This window comes from Pseudomonas sp. 51_B, assembly GCF_017491595.1.
Lineage (GTDB): Bacteria > Pseudomonadota > Gammaproteobacteria > Pseudomonadales > Pseudomonadaceae > Aquipseudomonas > Aquipseudomonas promysalinigenes.
Window position 1 is genome coordinate 1 of sequence record NZ_JAFGYW010000031.1, and the last position, 16773, is coordinate 16773.

A 16773-nucleotide genomic window follows, 5' to 3' on the forward strand; every position below is an offset into this window, starting at 1 on the left:
AACATCGTGCTGGCGGGCAAGTCGCTGCATGGCGTGGTCGAGGCCGTGCCAGTGCCGGTAGGCATCGTCATTGGTGCGCTGGGCTCAGGCATCATCGGCATCATCGGTTACCGCTTCATTCACGTGCTCAACCGCATCGGCACCTGGGTGCTGGGTATCGGCATCGTGGTGGGCTTTGGCTACATTTTCAGCCATGTACAAAGCGACGATTTCCTCACCCGCGGCGGCTTCAACCTGGCCGGCTGGCTGGCCACTGTGTCGCTGGCAGCACTTTGGCAGATCGCCTTCGCGCCGTACGTGTCGGACTACTCGCGCTACCTGCCGGCTGACGTGAAGGTCAGCTCGACCTTCTGGACTACCTACCTGGGCTCGGCCCTGGGTTCGAGCTTGTCGTTCATCTTCGGCGCCGTGGCCGTGTTGGCGATCCCGGCGGGCATGGACACCATGGACGCGGTCAAGCTCGCCACCGGTACTCTGGGCCCGGTGATGCTGGTGCTGTTTCTGCTCAGCGTGATCAGCCACAACGCCCTCAACCTGTACGGTGCGGTGCTGTCGATCATCACCCTGGTGCAAACCTTCGCCTACCGTTGGATCCCGACCGCCAAGAGCCGCGCGGTGCTGTCGCTGATCGTGCTGGCCGCGTGCTGCGTGGTGGCGGTGTTCGCCTCGGCCGACTTCATTGGCCACTTCGTCGACATGGTCCTGGTGCTGCTGGTGGTGCTGGTGCCGTGGACGGCGATCAACCTGATCGACTTCTATGCCATTCACAAGGGCGACTACGACATCCAGTCGATCTTCAAGGTCGATGGCGGTATCTACGGCCGCTATAACCCGCAGGCGCTGATTGCCTATGCAGTGGGCATCGTGGTGCAGATCCCGTTCATGAACACACCGCTGTATGTCGGGCCGATCTCCGAGCACATCAACGGCGCAGACCTGTCCTGGCTGGTGGGCCTGGCGATCACCTCGCCGCTGTACTGGTGGCTGGCCTCGCGCGACAGCGCTTACCGTCGTCGCCAGACCAGTGCCAAGCTGGCCATGAGTCACTGATTGACCTGTACCGGCCTGCTCGCGGGTGAGCCCGCGATAAGGCCGGTACGCCGTGAAATCACTCCCGCGCAGACCTACACCGCCGGCTTCAAGGCCGGCGGTGTAGTGATGGGTCAGTACGGCGCCTGGCCAGGCACCCAGGCTGTGCCGGCCAACGGCACCCGGGCCATGGCAGCGGCTTCAACGGTCAGTGCCACCAGGTCTTCTGGGTCGAGGTTGTGCAGATGCGACTTGCCGCAGGCGCGGGCCATGGTCTGCGCCTCCAGCACCAGCACCCGCAGGTAATTGGCCAAACGCCGGCCAGCCTCCTCCGGGTTCAGGCGCTTGGCCAGCTCCGGGTCCTGGGTGGTGATACCGGCAGGGTCGCGGCCATTCTGCCAGTCGTCGTAGAAGCCTGCAGCGGAGCCAATTTTCTTCAGCTCACTATCCAGGCGCGGGTGGTTGTCGCCCAGCGCGATCAATGCCGCCGTACCGATGGCCACAGCGTCGGCACCCAAGGCCATGGCCTTGGCTACGTCGGCACCGTTGCGAATGCCACCGGAGACGATCAACTGAACCTTGCGGTGCATACCCATCTCCTGCAGCGCCTGCACCGCCTGGGGGATAGCCGGCAGGATCGGAATGCCAACATGCTCGATGAACACCTCCTGGGTGGCGGCGGTACCGCCCTGCATGCCATCGAGCACGATCACATCGGCGCCGGCCTTCACCGCCAGTTTGACGTCGTAGTACGGGCGGCTGGCGCCGATCTTCACATAGATAGGTTTTTCCCAGTCAGTGATCTCGCGGATTTCGGCAATCTTGATGGCCAAGTCGTCAGGGCCCGTCCAATCCGGGTGACGGCACGCTGAACGCTGATCCACGCCGACCGGCAAGGTGCGCATGCCGGCCACGCGCTCGGTCACCTTCATGCCCAGCAGCATGCCACCGCCGCCCGGCTTGGCACCTTGGCCCAGGACGATCTCGATGGCGTCGGCTTTGCGCAGATCGTCAGGGTTCATGCCGTAACGCGACGGCAGGTACTGGTACACCAGGTGCTGCGACTGGCCGCGCTCCTCCGGAGTCATGCCGCCGTCACCGGTAGTGGTGCTGGTGCCCGCGATGGTCGCGCCACGGCCCAGGGCCTCTTTGGCATTGGCCGACAATGCTCCGAAACTCATGCCGGCAATGGTCACCGGGATTTTCAGGTGGATCGGCTTCTTGGCAAAACGGTTGCCTAACACCACGTCAGTACCGCATTTTTCACGGTAGCCTTCGAGCGGGTAACGCGACACGCTGGCGCCCAGCAGCAACAGATCGTCAAAATGCGGCACGCGGCGCTTGGTACCGCCACCGCGAATGTCGTAGATGCCGGTTTCGGCGGCACGCTGGATTTCCTGGATGGTCAGGCGATCGAAGGTGGCCGACTCACGCAATACCGGGGGGGTTTGTTCACTCATGGCGATGCTCCTGGATCAGTACGCGCTGGCGTTGTCGACTTTAAAGTTGTACAGCTGGCGAGCCGAGCCATAACGTTTGAAATCGGCCGCCTTGTGCCCAAGGCCGGCCTGGTTCAGCAATTGCTGCAGCTCTTGCAAGTGCTCGGCGCGCATTTCTTTCTCTATACAGTCCGAACCCAGCGACTGCACCGTACCTTTGACGTAGATACGCACCTCATACAGCGAGTCGCCCAAGGCATCCCCGGCATCGCCGCATACCACCAGGCGCCCGGCCTGGCCCATGAAGCAGCTCATGTGGCCAATACTGCCGCCAACCACGATATCCACGCCCTTCATGGAAATACCGCAACGCGCGCCCGCATCTCCTTCGATGACCAGTAGCCCGCCATGGGCGGTCGCGCCGGCCGCCTGAGAAGCGCTGCCCTTGACCCTTACCGAACCGGACATCATGTTCTCGGCGACGCCCACACCGACGTTTCCGTGCACAGTGATACTGGCCTGTTGGTTCATGCCGGCGCAGTAGTAGCCCGCGTGGCCTTCGATATCCACCGATACGGCGGCGTTGATACCCACGGCCAGGTTGTGCTTACCGTCAGGGTGGGTCACCCGCCATTCTTGGTCATGCACCTGGCCATGCAGGGACTGGTTGAGTGCGCGCACCGAGGCGCTGGAAAGGTCGATCGTTTTCATGAAGTTCTCCAGTGGTTCGGTGAGGTCAGGCGCTTTCGCGCTCCCAGACGTAGAGCGTGGCCGGGGCAGGCTCCCAGACCTTGGCCTTTTCGATACCAGGCAAGCTCGCCAGCGCTTGATATTCCGAGGCCATGGCCACGTAGTCGTCGGTTTCAGCCAGCACTGCGGGCTTACAGGCGATCGGATCGCGGATCACGGCGAAACCGTTGCGGGTGCCGATGGCAAAGGTGAAAAAGCCGTCCAGATCTTCCAGAGCACCATCCAGGGCCTGGGCCAGGGTATCGCCCTGCTGCAATCGCCAGGTCAGATAGCCAGCGGCGACTTCGGTATCGTTTTCGGTTTCAAAAGTGATGCCTTCGCGACGCAGTTCCTGGCGCAGGCGGAAGTGGTTGGACAGTGAGCCGTTGTGTACCAGGCACAGATCGGCCCCGGTCGAAAACGGGTGGCTACCTTCCAGGGTCACCGCGCTTTCGGTGGCCATGCGGGTATGGCCGATGATGTGGCTCCCTTTCATGCCTGCCAGGCCGAAGCGGCTGGAAATGTCTGCCGGCAGGCCCATGCCCTTGAGGATCTCGATGCTCTGCCCGGCGCTCATGATGCGCACATCCGGTGCCAGCTCAGTCAGGGCCTTACGGACGAGCGCCTCGCTGGTTTGGGCTTTGAGTACGGCAGCGCTGGCGTTCTGGAACCAGTCCAGCGAGCAACCCAAGCGCCCTTCGAGCTGACCCATCAGGGCGGCCCATGGATAGTCTATCTCCGTCACCTGCAGCGTCAGCTTGACCCAGCCATCGGTCACTTCATCGCCATAGATGGCAAAGCCGGCACTGTCCGGGCCGCGGTCGGTCATGGCTTGGAGCATGGGTTCGAAAAGTTTGCCGAGCTGCGCATGCAACTGCGGCTTTTTCAGATACAGGCCTACAATTCCACACATGCTGATACTCCTTCTATGCAGTGGGTAGCCGCTGCAAGCGCCGCCACCCCGGGATTGGGTTGGCGGTCAGAAGAATTCGGTGTAACGCTGGATTTCCCAGTCGGAGACGTGGCGGCAGTACTCAACCCACTCCATGCGTTTGAGCTTGATGAATTCGTCGACGATCTGGGCACCGAGCACCTCGCGAAACAGCGAGTCGGCCTCGAGCGCGTCAACGGCCTCTTTGAGCGACTGCGGCAGGGTCGCGATACCCCGTGCGGCGATCTGTTCCAGGCTCAGGTTGTAGAGGTTCTCGTTGCACATCTGGCCCGGTTCCAACTCGCGGTCGATGCCATCAAGGCCTGCAGCGATGATCGCGGCAGTGACCAGGTACGGGTTGCAGCCGGCGTCGGGCAGGCGAAACTCCAGGCGTCCGTATGGGATGCGCACCATCGCCGATCAATTGTTGGCGCCGTAGGCGACGAAAGCCGGCGCCCAGGTGGCGCCGGAAAGCGAGCGACCCACCACCAGGCGTTTGTACGAGTTGACCGTCGGCGCTGCGAAAGCGCATAGCGCCGGACCATGGGCCAGCAAGCCAGCGGCGAAGTGGTAAGCGAGCTTCGACAGGCCCATGCCGCTGCTGTCGGAGGGGTCGTGGAACAGGTTCTTGTTGCTGCTACTGGCCAACGACAAATGGAAGTGCATGCCATTGCCAGCGCGCTTGGGGTCGGGCTTGGGCATGAACGAGCAAATCATGCCCAAGTCATTGGCGATCTCGCCGGCGGCCATGCGGAAGAACGTGAAGCGGTCGGCCGACTCCATTGCGTCGCTGTAGGTGTAATTGATTTCGAATTGGCCGTTGGCATCTTCGTGGTCGATTTGGTAAATGTCGAAGCCAACCGGCTGTAGCGCCTCGGTCAAGCGTTCGAGAAACAATCGCGAACGCGAAAGGCCTTTGTAGTCGTAGCAAGGCTTATCGAGGTTGTCGGAGGCATCCACCAGTTGCAGCTTGCCGCCCTCGTCCCGGCGGAACAGGCTGAACTCCGGCTCCAACCCGGTGTTCAGCGTCCAGCCCTTGTCGGCCAGGCGCTGTACCTGTTGCTGCAACACGTAACGGCTGTCATAGGGCCAGGGCTGGCCATTGACATGTCCGACGCAGACCACGCGGCCATAGCCCGGCTGCCACGGTACTGGAATCAACGTGGACAGATCGCCACGGGCCATGAAGTCCGGGCCATGGGGCTCCATGCCCATGCCGCAGATGGCGAACCCGGCAAAGCCGGCACCCTCTTCAGCTACCATTTTCAGGCCCGATACCGGCACCGACTTGGTCTTCGCCGATCCGTGGATGTCGACGAACTGCGCCAGCACGTACTTGATACCGTGCTGATCGAGGGTGCGCTGCGTTTCTGCTGGCAACATGGGTTGGTCACTCCTGGCTGAGGTGCGCTAATTCCGCATGGGAAATTTACTTTCCCAGCAGGAATGCAATGTGCTTGCCAACATCGCAATGCTTCAACGCCATCTCGCGCTTCTACGCCCTACTCACGGCTCAGGCCGCTCTTGAGATGCCTTGCAAGCCCTATGGGAGAAGCTTCGGACCCTCAGAAACCAGGGCAAAATCAGTACAGGTTTTTCTGCCACCTTTATGGGAAACTTGTTTTCGTCTGAGGAAAAAAACGCGCAGACTACCTAAGCCGCGCACTTTCCCAGTGCGAAATATTTATTCTTGAACTGAAAACGTGCAGGGCATTTGATGTCAACCGAAACCGAACCGCGGCTGCGCCTGGAGCAATACCTGGGTTTACAAATCAAGCGCCAGCGCCAGGCTCAGTCGCTCAAGCTTGCCGACGTGGCACGCATTGCAGGCATCAGCCAGGGCATGCTGAGCAAGATCGAGAATGCGCAAGTGTCCACCAGCCTCGACACCCTGAGCCGCCTGTGCGACGTGCTGGGGATGCCGATGGCCAAGCTGTTCAGCCAATATGATCAGCCTGATGGCAATGCCTTGCTGGTCAAGGACGGCGAAGGGCTGGAGGTGGTGCGCCGCGGCACCGAGAAAGGCCATACCTATCATTTGCTCAACCATGCCAGAGGGCCGAAGAAAAACTTCGAGGCGTACATGGTCACCATGGATGACGCCAGCGAGGAATTCCCAACCTTTGCCCATCCCGGTACCGAGTTCCTACATTTGCTGGAGGGTGAACTGGTCTATCGCCACGGCAACCAGCTCTACCGCATGCAGGCCGGGGACAGCCTAACATTCGATGGCGAAACGCCCCATGGGCCGGAGCAACTGGTGAAAGTGCCAATTCGCCTGCTTTCGATCATGAACTACAGCGACGAGTAAGCCTGCGCTCTTTCAAGCCCCTTCTGGCAGAAGGCTGCGGTCGAACATGAATACTCGGTCGCCTTGCGGCGTGTGCTCATACAACTGCTGCGGTCGGCCTAGACGGGGCTGGTTCTTTTCCCCCGTATCGCGCACCCACCCCAGCTCGCGCAAGCGATCCAGGCGTTTGCGCAGCGACGTGTTGTTCACCGCCTGCCCCAAACACGCCTGCACCGCCCCTACTGCATCGAGCACCGTGAACTTTTGCGCCAGCAGATACAACGGCAGACTGCTGTAAAGAGTCTTGGATGCCAGGCGTTCGCGCACCCGTTCGACCAGTAGGTTATGGTCGAACGGCAATAGCACCTTGCGCTCGATCACACTGACGAGATCGAAAAATGCCAATTGCTCATCTTCAATTTGCTGTTGCGGGTTGAGCAGCGCGAGGTAGTAGGTACTCAACGACCACCCACGCGGATCGCGGAAAGCATTGCCTTCAGTCCCCACTTGTTCAAGGTGGCACGGCACAACCCGAGCCTTCTCACACAAGGCGCGCTGCGCCGCGCCGTCCAGGGTGGTATCGGCAATGCGCCCATTGACGATGACGCCAGGCAAGGCCCATTGGCCGGCATGGGGTTCGCGCTGCCGACGGCGCAACAACACTTGCAGATGCTGGGCATCAGGGGCCAAGCGCAGGGCGACGATATCGACACTGGCCAGGACTTCGACTGTACTCACGACAAAGCTCCTTATCAATCAAGCCAATAATCCACCAGAGCGTCTAAGTATGGCAAGCCAGAACATCACCAAAAGGAGAACTTGACACACTTACAACACCAGGTGGATTATATAGCCATTCCAGCGAGGAGACCCGCCATGAAGATCGCCAGTTTCGATGTGGATGCGCAAAATGGCTTCACCGCCAATGCCCCCCAGGAGTTGCCGGTGCCCGAAGGCAACGAAATCGCCCCGGACCTCAACACGATGGCCCTGCGCGCCGATCTGCGCCTGGGTAGCAAGGACGCCCATCCGGCCAACGCGGCGTGGGTGGTGGCCGAACCCGGCCAGATGCTGCAACCGCTCGGCCTAGATAATGCCGACCTGACCTGGGTCAGCCATTGCGTCCCCGGCACCCCTGGTTTCGACCTGCTGCCCGGGCTGCCCGCGCCCATCGACTACGACTACTTCGTCTGGAAGGGAGTCGAACCTGACCTGCACCCCTACGGCGCTTGTTATCACGACCTGGCAGAACGGCGCTCCACGGGGGTTATCGAGTACCTCAAAGTGCACGGTGTAGGCGCGGTGATCGTTGGCGGCCTGGCGTTGGACTATTGCGTCAAGACCACCGCACGGCAACTGCGCCAGGCAGGGTTCAAGGTGCTGCTCTATCTACCGGCCTGCCGAGCCCTGACCCAGGCAGGTGCCATCACCGCGTGCGGCTCGTTGGCCGCCGAAGGCGTGATCCTGTGCGGCGACGAAGCAGCCCTGGACTACCAACTCTCTCTGATCAAGGAAGACCGCCCATGAGTGAAAGCGTCTTTGGCCCGCGCATCATCCAGAACCTCCTGGACACCGACTTCTATAAAATCACCATGATGCAAGCGGTGCTGCACAACTACCCCAACGCTGAGGTGGAATGGGAGTTTCGCTGCCGCAATGGCGAAGACCTCTCGCCATACCTGGCAGAGATACGCTATCAGATCGAGCAGTTGGCTGAAGTGACAGTCACCCATGACCAGTTGGCCTATCTGGAAAAGATCCCGTTCCTCAAGCCGGACTTCCTGCGCTTCCTCAGCCTATTCCGCTTCAACCTGCGCTACGTGCAGGTCGGCCTCGACGCCGCTGGGCAGTTGGCTATTCGTGTGCGTGGGCCTTGGCTGCACGTGATTCTCTACGAAATACCGCTGCTGGCGATCATCAGCGAGGTGCGTAACCGTATCCGTTACCGTGACGTTGTCATCGAACAAGTAGGTGAGCGGTTGTACCAGAAGCTTGACTGGCTCAAGGCACAGGCCAGCAACGAAGAGCTCGCTGGCTTTCAACTGGCCGACTTTGGCACTCGGCGGCGGTTTTCCTACCGCGTGCAGGAAGAGGTGGTCTACATCCTCAAGCATGACTTCCCTGGCCGCTTCGTCGGCACCAGCAACGTGCACTTGGCCCGCGAGCTTGAACTCAAGCCGCTGGGTACCATGGCCCACGAGTGGTTCATGGCCCACCAACAACTGGGCCCGCGCCTGGTGGACAGCCAGGTGGCGGCCTTGGAATGTTGGGTGCGGGAATACCGGGGCTTGCTGGGTATCGCCTTGACCGACTGCATCACCATGGACGCGTTTCTGGGCGACTTCGACTTGTACTTCGCCAAGTTGTTCGACGGCCTGCGCCACGACTCGGGCGACCCGCTAGTGTGGGCGGAAAAGGCCATCGCGCATTACGAACGGCTGGGGATCGACCCTAAGAGCAAGACACTGATCTTCTCCGACGGGCTGGACTTCGCCAAAGCCTTGGGCCTGTATCGAGCCCTGCATTCGCGTATCAACGTAAGCTTCGGCATTGGCACACGCCTGACCTGCGATATTCCCGGTGTTGAACCGATGAACATCGTGATCAAAATGACCGACTGCAATGGCGCGCCAGTGGCGAAAATTTCCGACAGCCCTGGCAAGACACAGTGTCGGGATGAGAACTTCGTGGCCTACATGAAACACGTGTTCAAGGTGAACTGATCTGCGGGGCCGGGTACGTCGGCGCGTCGCCGGCTAGGGCAGGCATAACCCTAGAACTTTACCTTCCCCCTCCCCGCCTTGATGGTGCTGCGCTTGGCCTTGCCTTCTAGGCGACGGGTTTTCGAACCAAGGGTAGGTTTGGTGGGGCGGCGCTTTTTCTGGATTTCGCCCGCCGCGAGAATCATTTGGGCCAGACGCGCCAGCGCGTCGGTGCGGTTCTGCTCTTGGGTGCGAAACTGCTGGGCTTTGATGATCAATACCCCTTCTGCGGTGATGCGGCTATCGCGCAAGGCCAGCAGTCGCTCCTTGTAAAACTCGGGCAAGGACGAAGCTCGGATATCAAAGCGCAGATGCACAGCGCTCGACACCTTGTTGACGTTCTGCCCGCCCGCCCCTTGCGCGCGGATGTAGGTCAATTCGATTTCAGCATCTGGCAGATGCACATGATTGGTGATGCTAAGCATGACAGGGCCCTTTTCGAAGTGCCCATTATCACGGCACACGCCACTCTTCCAAAGCTAAACCAACCCTGCAGCACCTCACTGGCCTGTCACATCGGTTTTTTGCACAAGCAATGACGAACAAATTTGTACAGATTGGCACTATCGCCACATGAAATGGCCATTTCAGCACGATAAATATGCAAAATACTTGTACAACCCACTTCCTTTGTACAAGTATTGGAGCAATACTGTTCCCACTGAGCGTGTACGCACCTCCGGAATTGGCACGGAGCCTTCACACTGCCGTCAACCCACGAGGTGCAAGATTACCTATGCAACTGATACCCCATACGCTTCAACAGCCTTCCGGTTGCCGCAACTGCAGGGACAATAAAGCTATGGACTTCGACTTCACGATGGCGTTCCAGCCAATCGTGAACACGCGGGATCACAGCATCTTCGGTTACGAATCGTTGGTGCGCGGCATAGACGGAGCAGGTGCTCAAGCCGTCTTGAGCCAAGTGAATGATCTGAACAGGTACAGCTTCGATCAGGCCTGCCGCGTCAAATCCGTCGAACTGGCCGCACAGAACGGCATCCAAGCATTTCTCAGCATCAATTTTCTGCCCAACGCCGTCTACCAGCCGCAAGCGTGCATACGGACAACGCTTCAAGCGGCTGAAAAGTACCAGTTCCCCATTGAAAAGATGATTTTCGAAGTCACCGAGAGTGAGAGCATCACCGACAGATCTCATATCAAGAAAATCTTGAGCAGTTATAAAAAACAAGGCTTCAAGACTGCTATCGATGACTTTGGCGCCGGCTATGCCGGCCTGAACCTGCTCGCGGATTTTCAGCCAGATATCATCAAAATCGACATGGACCTGATCCGAGGTATAGGCCAGAGCAGACCCAAGCAAGTCATAACCTCAGGGATCGTCACAATGTCCCGCGAGTTAGGCATCGAGGTCATCGCCGAAGGGGTCGAGACCTTCGAAGAACTCGTCACCCTGCAAGCGCTTGGTATCAACCTGTTCCAAGGCTTTCTTTTCGCTCGCCCAGCTTACGAAGGCCTTCCCGCCGTCCATTGGCCTTAGCAGCGCTCGCCAGACTTGGCTTTTCATAACCCAATGCCTTCATCCCTCGTGCGCACCGATATCGGGCCAGCCTATGTTCAATAAACGACTTAAACTCGATCTTGAAAACTTATCTTTGGCATTGAAAAGCAAGCAAGCGAGGGAACGCGCGCTGGATCTATCCAACATGATGCTGGAGTTGACGCCAAATGCCTTGATACTCGCTGCCAACCAAAACCTCCTGCATGCGCTTGGCTACAACCTGGAAGATATCATCGGCAAGCACCACAACGTGCTTGAAGCACATGAGTCGACGACCTCGTGTACCAGTGTCGATCTTTTGCCAAGGCTGCGCCAGGGTACGCCTGTTTCGAATCGCGTGATGTTGCGCAGTAAAGATCGAACCACTCTGTGGCTAGAGGCGAGTTACAACCCTGTCCATGGCGCCGACGGGCGCGTGGAACGCATCATCATGCTGGCCCACCCGATCACCGAACGGGTAAAGCTTGAACAAGAGCAGCACAGCACCATGGACGCGATCAACCGATCAATGGCCATGGTGTCATTCGATCCTGATGGTCATGTGCTTGAGGCCAATCAGAACTTCTTGCGGACCATGCGTTATGAACTGCAAGACATCAAAGGCAAGCACCATCGCCTATTCTGCACCCGTGAAGCCTCGGGCTCGGCTGACTACAGGACGTTCTGGGCTCAATTGAACAAAGGCGAATTCTGCTCTGGCCGCTTCGAGCGGATCGATCGGCTGGGCGCTACCGTTTGGTTGAGCGCCACGTACAACCCGGTGTTCGATGGGCAAAACAAGCTCTACAAGATTGTTAAATTTGCCCGCGACATCACCGCTCAAGTCAATCAGCAAAAAGCAGAGTCAGCGGCGGCGAGCCTGGCCTACGCGGTTGCCCGGAGGACCGATGACCACGCAGTGCAAGGCGCGCGCATCATCGGCGATACCATTGCCACTGTGAGGGAAATCGCTGCAGAACTGTCCAAGGCTGCGCAGCGTATCCATGCGGTGAACCAGCAATCGGAAGTCATCACCCAGATTATTCAAACCATTCGCGAAGTCGCCGAGCAAACCAACCTGCTGGCCTTGAACGCAGCGATCGAAGCGGCCAGAGCAGGAGAACACGGCAGAGGTTTTTCTGTGGTAGCAGACGAAGTACGCAACCTGGCAGTGCGTACCGCTCAGGCCACGATGGAAATCAAAGAGGTGGTACAGCGTAATAATGATCTGTCCCAACAAGCCGTCCAGGGTATGCAGATCAGCCTGGACAAGACCGGCCTTGGTGTTGAAATGGTTGGCAAGGCAGGCAAAGTAATCGAGGAAATTCAATGCGGGGCACGCCAGGTGGTGGAGGCGGTCAAGCAGTTCGGCCAAACGGTACAACACTGATCGCTTGGCTATCACAGCCTAGTGTTGCCCCAAACAGAGCTCCATGAACCGTGACGCTGCGCGGGAGGGTGCGGCGGCATGGGGTAGAAGAATGGAAAAGCGCCGCAGCAGAGGTTCATGCGCGATTCTCACTGCCCGTAATACGCCATCTTCGTGGCGGATCGACATAGCCGACACGAAGCCAATCCCCATGCCAGCCCGGACGGCCTCCTTCACCCCCTCCACACCCGCGATCTCCAGCGCCACACGCACGGCGATGCCTTGCCGGGCGAATGCCCGTTCAACGATCTGACGCACCCCGGAGCCACTTTCGCGAAGCACCAAAGGGTAAGCGCCCAGCGCCGTGAGGGACTGTTCGGTTTCGTCCGCAAGCGGATGGCCGCCGGGAACGATCGCCACGATTTCATCCTGCTGCCACGGAGTGACGCCCGTGCCCACGGGCAAGTCTTGCCCAGGCGGGCCTTCTATCAAGGCGATGTCGACACTGTGCAGTGCCGCGACGATTTCTGCCGTATTGCCGTGGGTCGTGCTGACCAGCACATCGGGGTAGCGCGCATGGAAGTCTGCGATCAGGTAGGGCAACAGGTAGCTGGCCGGCGTGGTACTGGCACCAATGCGCAGCGTGCCGCGTTCCAACCCACGCATTGCTTCAGCCAAAGCCTGGGCTTGGCGGAAGGTTTCCCGAAGCCGCTGCGCATGGGCCAGCAATTGCTCGCCGGCCGCGGTCAGGCGCACGCCACGGCCGGCACGCTGATACAGCGGCTCGCCGAAGTCTTCCTGGAGCAATTTGAGCTGGCCGGAAACCGCAGGTTGCGACAAATGCAACGCCAAAGCGGCATGGCTGATATTGCCATGCTCGGCGACGGTTGCGAACGTTATCAGCTGCTCTGGGCTCATACCCCTAAAATATCAGCTAGTCGGATATTTGCCATCCTAAATCACGATTTTTTATAAGCTTATAACCGGAATAATCTAGGCCATGTCGTAATCCTTCCAGAGGTCCTAACATGGCCACGGTTTCTTCTAACTCCCCGTTGGCGCCCACCCATTCCCCCCGAGGGCGGCTCAACGGCATTCTGTTCGTTGCATTGTTTGCGCTGGCAGTCACCCAGTTGGCAGCCCTGCCCAGCATTGCCAGCCTCGGCATCAGCCCCTTGATTGTCGGGATAGTGGCCGGCGCCCTGTACGGCAACGTTCTGCGCGACGCCGTACCCGCAGGTTGGGCGGCCGGCGTCAACTTTTCCGCACGCCAGTTGCTACGCATCGCCGTAGCCTTCTTTGGCCTGCGCGTGAGCTTGCAAGAAATTGCCGAGGTCGGCTGGGCTGGGCTGTGCGTTTCTCTGCTGGTGGTCAGCAGCACGCTGTTGATCGGCTGGTGGTGCGGCACCAAGCTGATGAAGCTGGACCGCGACACCGCGTTGCTGACTGCAGCCGGCAGTGCGATATGCGGTGCTGCGGCAGTGCTCGCGTTCGAATCGGCGCTTCGCAGTGCTCCTCACAAAAGTGCCATGGCAGTGGGCAGCGTGGTGTTGTTCGGTACGTTGTCGATGTTCCTTTTGCCATGGGCGATCAACGCTGGCTGGCTGCCGCTGGACACACTAGGCGCCGGCCTGTTCCTCGGCGGCACCGTGCACGAAGTGGCTCAAGTCGTGGGCGCGGCCAGCAACGTCAGCCCTGAAGCCACGCACATTGCGACCATCGTCAAGATGACCCGAGTAATGCTGTTGGTGCCGGTGCTGCTGGTGGTGGGTATCTGGGTCAGCCGCTCACGCCGGCCGGGCCTTGCCCAAGGCAATGGTCCCATCACCCTGCCCTGGTTCGCCTTCGGCTTCCTCGCCCTGGTTGTGGTGAACTCGCTGCAGGTACTACCGGGCAGTGTGACCCAAGCAGTCAATAGCCTGGACACATTCGCCCTGACCATGGCCATGACCGCCCTCGGGATTCAGACGCGCTGGAGCCAGATCCGTCAGGCAGGCCCCAAAGCACTGGTCACTGGCGCACTGCTCAACGTATGGCTCGTCGCGGGTGGCCTGGCAATCACTTTGGCCGTACAACGCCTTTTAGGTTGACGTGCAATGATCGGTATGGTGTTGTCTTACAAGGATGTTTTTACCTGCACAGGAACGACTTAGATGCCTCAACGCCACGTCATCAATGCATCCGTCAGCCCCAAAGGCAGCCTGGAGACGCTGTCGCAACGTGAAGTCCAACAATTGAGTGAAGCCGGTAGCGGTACGCTCTACACCTTGTTCCGCCAGTGCGCCCTGGCCATTCTCAATACCGGCGCCCATGTCGACAATGCCAAGACCATCCTTGAGGCTTACAAGGACTTCGAAGTCCGTATCCACCAGCAAGACCGGGGCGTACGCCTTGAACTGCTGAACGCGCCAGCCGATGCGTTCGTCGATGGCGAAATGATCGCCAGTACCCGAGAAATGCTGTTCAGCGCCCTGCGCGACATCGTTTACACCGAAAGCGAACTGGCCAGCCAGCGCATCGACCTGGAAAGCTCCCAGGGGATCACCGATTACGTTTTCCATTTGCTGCGCAACGCCCGTACCCTGCGTCCGGGTGTGGAACCCAAAATGGTCGTGTGCTGGGGTGGCCACTCGATCAGCAGCGAGGAGTATCAATACACCAAAAAGGTCGGCCATGAGCTGGGCCTGCGCAAGCTGGACATCTGCACAGGCTGTGGCCCGGGCGTGATGAAGGGCCCGATGAAAGGCGCCACCATCGCCCATGCCAAGCAGCGCATGCACGGCAGCCGTTACCTAGGCCTGACCGAGCCCGGCATCATCGCTGCCGAGGCGCCGAACCCTATCGTCAACGAACTGGTGATCCTGCCGGACATCGAAAAGCGCCTTGAGGCTTTCGTCCGTGTCGGCCACGGCATCATTATCTTCCCTGGCGGTGCCGGCACCGCTGAAGAGTTCCTCTACCTGCTCGGCATCCTGATGCACCCGGACAACCAGGACCTGCCCTTCCCTGTGGTGCTCACTGGGCCGCGCAGCGCCGAACCGTTCCTGCAACAGCTGCATGCCTTCGTCGGCGCCACCCTTGGCGAAGCCGCGCAGCGTCACTACCAGATCATCATCGATGACCCGGCGCAGGTCGCGCGGCAGATGGTCGAAGGGCTCAAAGAGGTCAAGCAGTTCCGCCGCGAACGCAACGATGCCTTCCACTTCAACTGGCTGCTGAAAATCGACGGAGGCTTCCAGCACCCGTTCGATCCAACCCACGCCAACATGGCCGAATTGGCCCTGAGCCGCGATCTGCCCCCCCACGAGTTGGCCGCCAATCTGCGCCGGGCGTTTTCCGGCATCGTGGCGGGCAACGTGAAGGACAAGGGGATCCGTTTGATCGAAGAGCACGGGCCGTATCAGATCCGTGGCGATGCGGCAATACTCGAGCCGCTCGGCCGCCTGTTGCAGGCATTCGTCGACCAGCACCGCATGAAACTACCAGGCGGCGCAGCTTACGTGCCTTGCTATCAGGTGGTGACCTGAGGGAGCCGGGGCCGCACGTCGGCCCCGCTTGTCACAAGCCGGCCAAGGTACGATTCACCAGGCGGATGCTGTCACGCCCCCCGCGCTTGGATTGATACAACGCCACATCCCCCTGCTCGATCACTGCTGCCAGGCTGGCTGGCGGCTGGTCGAACAGGTTGGCGCCAATACTCAAGGTCACTGCCTGCGGGGTCGGCATCCCCTCCCTGGCAAACGTCTGGAACTGCTCGCGCAATTGGCTGCCCAGCTCCACCACTTTTTCGCTGCTGGCATCGCTGAGCAGAATCACGAATTCATCGCCACCCAACCGCGCGGCCAGCGACCGTTCTGGCAGCGCTGCGCGAATCATTTCACTTAAGGCAATCAACAGCCGGTCGCCAGCGGCATGCCCGTGCAGGTCGTTGACCAGCTTGAAGTTGTCGATATCGATCAGCAACAACGCACCTGGGTGCGTGGGACTGACCGCCTTGAACAGGTGCGGTGCGCGAACTTCCAGGGCACGCCGGTTGTACAACGCTGTCAACGGGTCACGGGCGGCCAATCGGGCAATGCGCTCTTCCCGGCGATAACGCACGGTGCCGGTCATCGACAGCGCAATCAGCATCAGTGCCATTGCCCCTTCCACCAGCGAAATCTGGATGATCAGGCCGCCAAAGGTTGCCAGGTCAATCAGCGAACCGGACGTCAAAGCCACGATCGCCTTGGCCACATAGAACATGCCATGGAACAGCAGCACGTAACGCAGCTGCACCGCTCCCACACTCAGTGATTTGCCATGGGGCCGTAGCAGCCAGCTGGCCTTCAAGGTCAACAGTGCCACCAGCAGCGAGTTGACGGTCAGCATGACTTTCGACCATTGCGGCCCCACTGGCAGCAGCAGCAAGCCAAACCACACCAGCACGATCAGCAGCCACCCCCGCGAAAGCCGGGTTTGGGTAAAACGCACCACCCCGGCCAGGAAGCAGGCGTGCGCGACCACCAGCAAGCCATTGGCGAGCCAGATCCCGATCAGCAGCAGGCCGATCCCGCGTAGCAGAGCCAGGGTCGAGCCGACTGTGATGGTGGCAAAACCTGCACTCCAGAACAGCAGTGAAGTTTCGCGGACACTGCGCCACTCGATCGCCAGGTAGAACGCCGCAGCAGCGGCCAGGGCAACGGTGATGGTCAGCATCGTAGGTGGATCAAGCGCCATATAC

At 59.9% G+C, this 16773-nt stretch carries 15 protein-coding genes and 1 pseudogene; 8 read left to right on the forward strand and 8 right to left on the reverse strand.

From position 1 onward, the window contains the following. Positions 1 to 1050 (forward strand): cytosine permease (locus J5M56_RS21545; protein ID WP_207937750.1); only part of this gene is annotated, 1050 nt, incomplete at its 5' end. A gap of 113 nt (positions 1051 to 1163) precedes the next feature. Here J5M56_RS21545 and J5M56_RS21550 read toward each other — a convergent pair. The 4 genes and pseudogenes from J5M56_RS21550 to glnT all read right to left on the reverse strand — a co-directional run bounded on the left by J5M56_RS21550 (position 1164) and on the right by glnT (position 5511). Then, entirely contained in the window at positions 1164 to 2489 is a 1326-nt protein-coding gene (locus tag J5M56_RS21550; protein ID WP_186477940.1) for an FMN-binding glutamate synthase family protein, read from the reverse strand. A 15-nt stretch (positions 2490 to 2504) separates the two neighbouring features. Next, a complete protein-coding gene (locus tag J5M56_RS21555) occupies positions 2505 to 3179 on the reverse strand; it encodes a protein glxC (RefSeq protein ID WP_186477941.1) in 675 nt (224 codons plus the stop codon). A 25-nt stretch (positions 3180 to 3204) separates the two neighbouring features. Next, a complete protein-coding gene (locus J5M56_RS21560) occupies positions 3205 to 4110 on the reverse strand; it encodes a glutamine amidotransferase family protein (RefSeq protein WP_186477942.1) in 906 nt (301 codons plus the stop codon). Positions 4111 to 4176: 66 nt separating this feature from the next. Continuing rightward, positions 4177 to 5511, reverse strand: a pseudogene (gene glnT / locus J5M56_RS21565) (type III glutamate--ammonia ligase). Positions 5512 to 5845: 334 nt separating this feature from the next. On the opposite strand from glnT, the gene J5M56_RS21570 reads away from it, so the two are divergent. Then, positions 5846 to 6439 (forward strand): cupin domain-containing protein, encoded by a 594-nt coding sequence (locus tag J5M56_RS21570; protein ID WP_060478422.1) that lies wholly within the window; start codon positions 5846 to 5848, stop codon positions 6437 to 6439. A gap of 12 nt (positions 6440 to 6451) precedes the next feature. Here the strand turns inward: J5M56_RS21570 and J5M56_RS21575 are convergent, their stop codons facing one another. Next, positions 6452 to 7156 carry an NUDIX hydrolase gene (locus J5M56_RS21575; RefSeq protein ID WP_060478423.1) on the reverse strand — a complete coding sequence of 235 codons (705 nt, stop codon included), beginning with the start codon at positions 7154 to 7156 and terminating at the stop codon, positions 6452 to 6454. 138 nt (positions 7157 to 7294) lie between these two features. Here J5M56_RS21575 and J5M56_RS21580 point away from each other — a divergent pair, with 138 nt between their 5' ends. Further along, positions 7295 to 7945, forward strand: a complete 651-nt coding sequence (locus J5M56_RS21580; protein WP_207937751.1) for a nicotinamidase — start codon at positions 7295 to 7297, stop codon at positions 7943 to 7945. Next, positions 7942 to 9141: a nicotinate phosphoribosyltransferase gene (gene pncB / locus J5M56_RS21585; RefSeq protein ID WP_186477945.1), complete on the forward strand. Its 1200-nt coding sequence runs from the start codon at positions 7942 to 7944 to the stop codon at positions 9139 to 9141. Before J5M56_RS21580 ends, pncB begins: the two co-directional genes overlap by 4 nt. Positions 9142 to 9191: 50 nt before the next feature. Here the strand turns inward: pncB and arfB are convergent, their stop codons facing one another. After that, entirely contained in the window at positions 9192 to 9605 is a 414-nt protein-coding gene (gene arfB, locus J5M56_RS21590; protein WP_207937752.1) for an alternative ribosome rescue aminoacyl-tRNA hydrolase ArfB, read from the reverse strand. A 377-nt stretch (positions 9606 to 9982) separates the two neighbouring features. On the opposite strand from arfB, the gene J5M56_RS21595 reads away from it, so the two are divergent. Beyond that, positions 9983 to 10681: an EAL domain-containing protein gene (locus tag J5M56_RS21595; RefSeq protein WP_243430858.1), complete on the forward strand. Its 699-nt coding sequence runs from the start codon at positions 9983 to 9985 to the stop codon at positions 10679 to 10681. A 73-nt stretch (positions 10682 to 10754) separates the two neighbouring features. Then, the gene (locus J5M56_RS27085) at positions 10755 to 12071 is read left to right on the forward strand and encodes a PAS domain-containing methyl-accepting chemotaxis protein (RefSeq protein ID WP_207937754.1); all 1317 of its coding nucleotides are present in this window, start codon (positions 10755 to 10757) and stop codon (positions 12069 to 12071) included. Between the two features lie 18 nt (positions 12072 to 12089). On the opposite strand, the gene J5M56_RS21605 is transcribed toward J5M56_RS27085, so the two are convergent. Beyond that, a complete protein-coding gene (locus J5M56_RS21605; protein ID WP_186477948.1) occupies positions 12090 to 12968 on the reverse strand; it encodes a LysR family transcriptional regulator in 879 nt (292 codons plus the stop codon). Positions 12969 to 13078: 110 nt separating this feature from the next. Here J5M56_RS21605 and J5M56_RS21610 point away from each other — a divergent pair, with 110 nt between their 5' ends. Together J5M56_RS21610 and ppnN are read left to right on the forward strand one after the other, a co-directional pair. Next, entirely contained in the window at positions 13079 to 14140 is a 1062-nt protein-coding gene (locus J5M56_RS21610; RefSeq protein WP_207937755.1) for a YeiH family protein, read from the forward strand. Positions 14141 to 14203: 63 nt separating this feature from the next. Then, positions 14204 to 15577 (forward strand): nucleotide 5'-monophosphate nucleosidase PpnN, encoded by a 1374-nt coding sequence (gene ppnN / locus J5M56_RS21615; protein ID WP_060478430.1) that lies wholly within the window; start codon positions 14204 to 14206, stop codon positions 15575 to 15577. 31 nt (positions 15578 to 15608) lie between these two features. Here the strand turns inward: ppnN and J5M56_RS21620 are convergent, their stop codons facing one another. Beyond that, positions 15609 to 16769: a GGDEF domain-containing protein gene (locus J5M56_RS21620; RefSeq protein ID WP_207937756.1), complete on the reverse strand. Its 1161-nt coding sequence runs from the start codon at positions 16767 to 16769 to the stop codon at positions 15609 to 15611. Positions 16770 to 16773 lie beyond the last annotated feature (4 nt).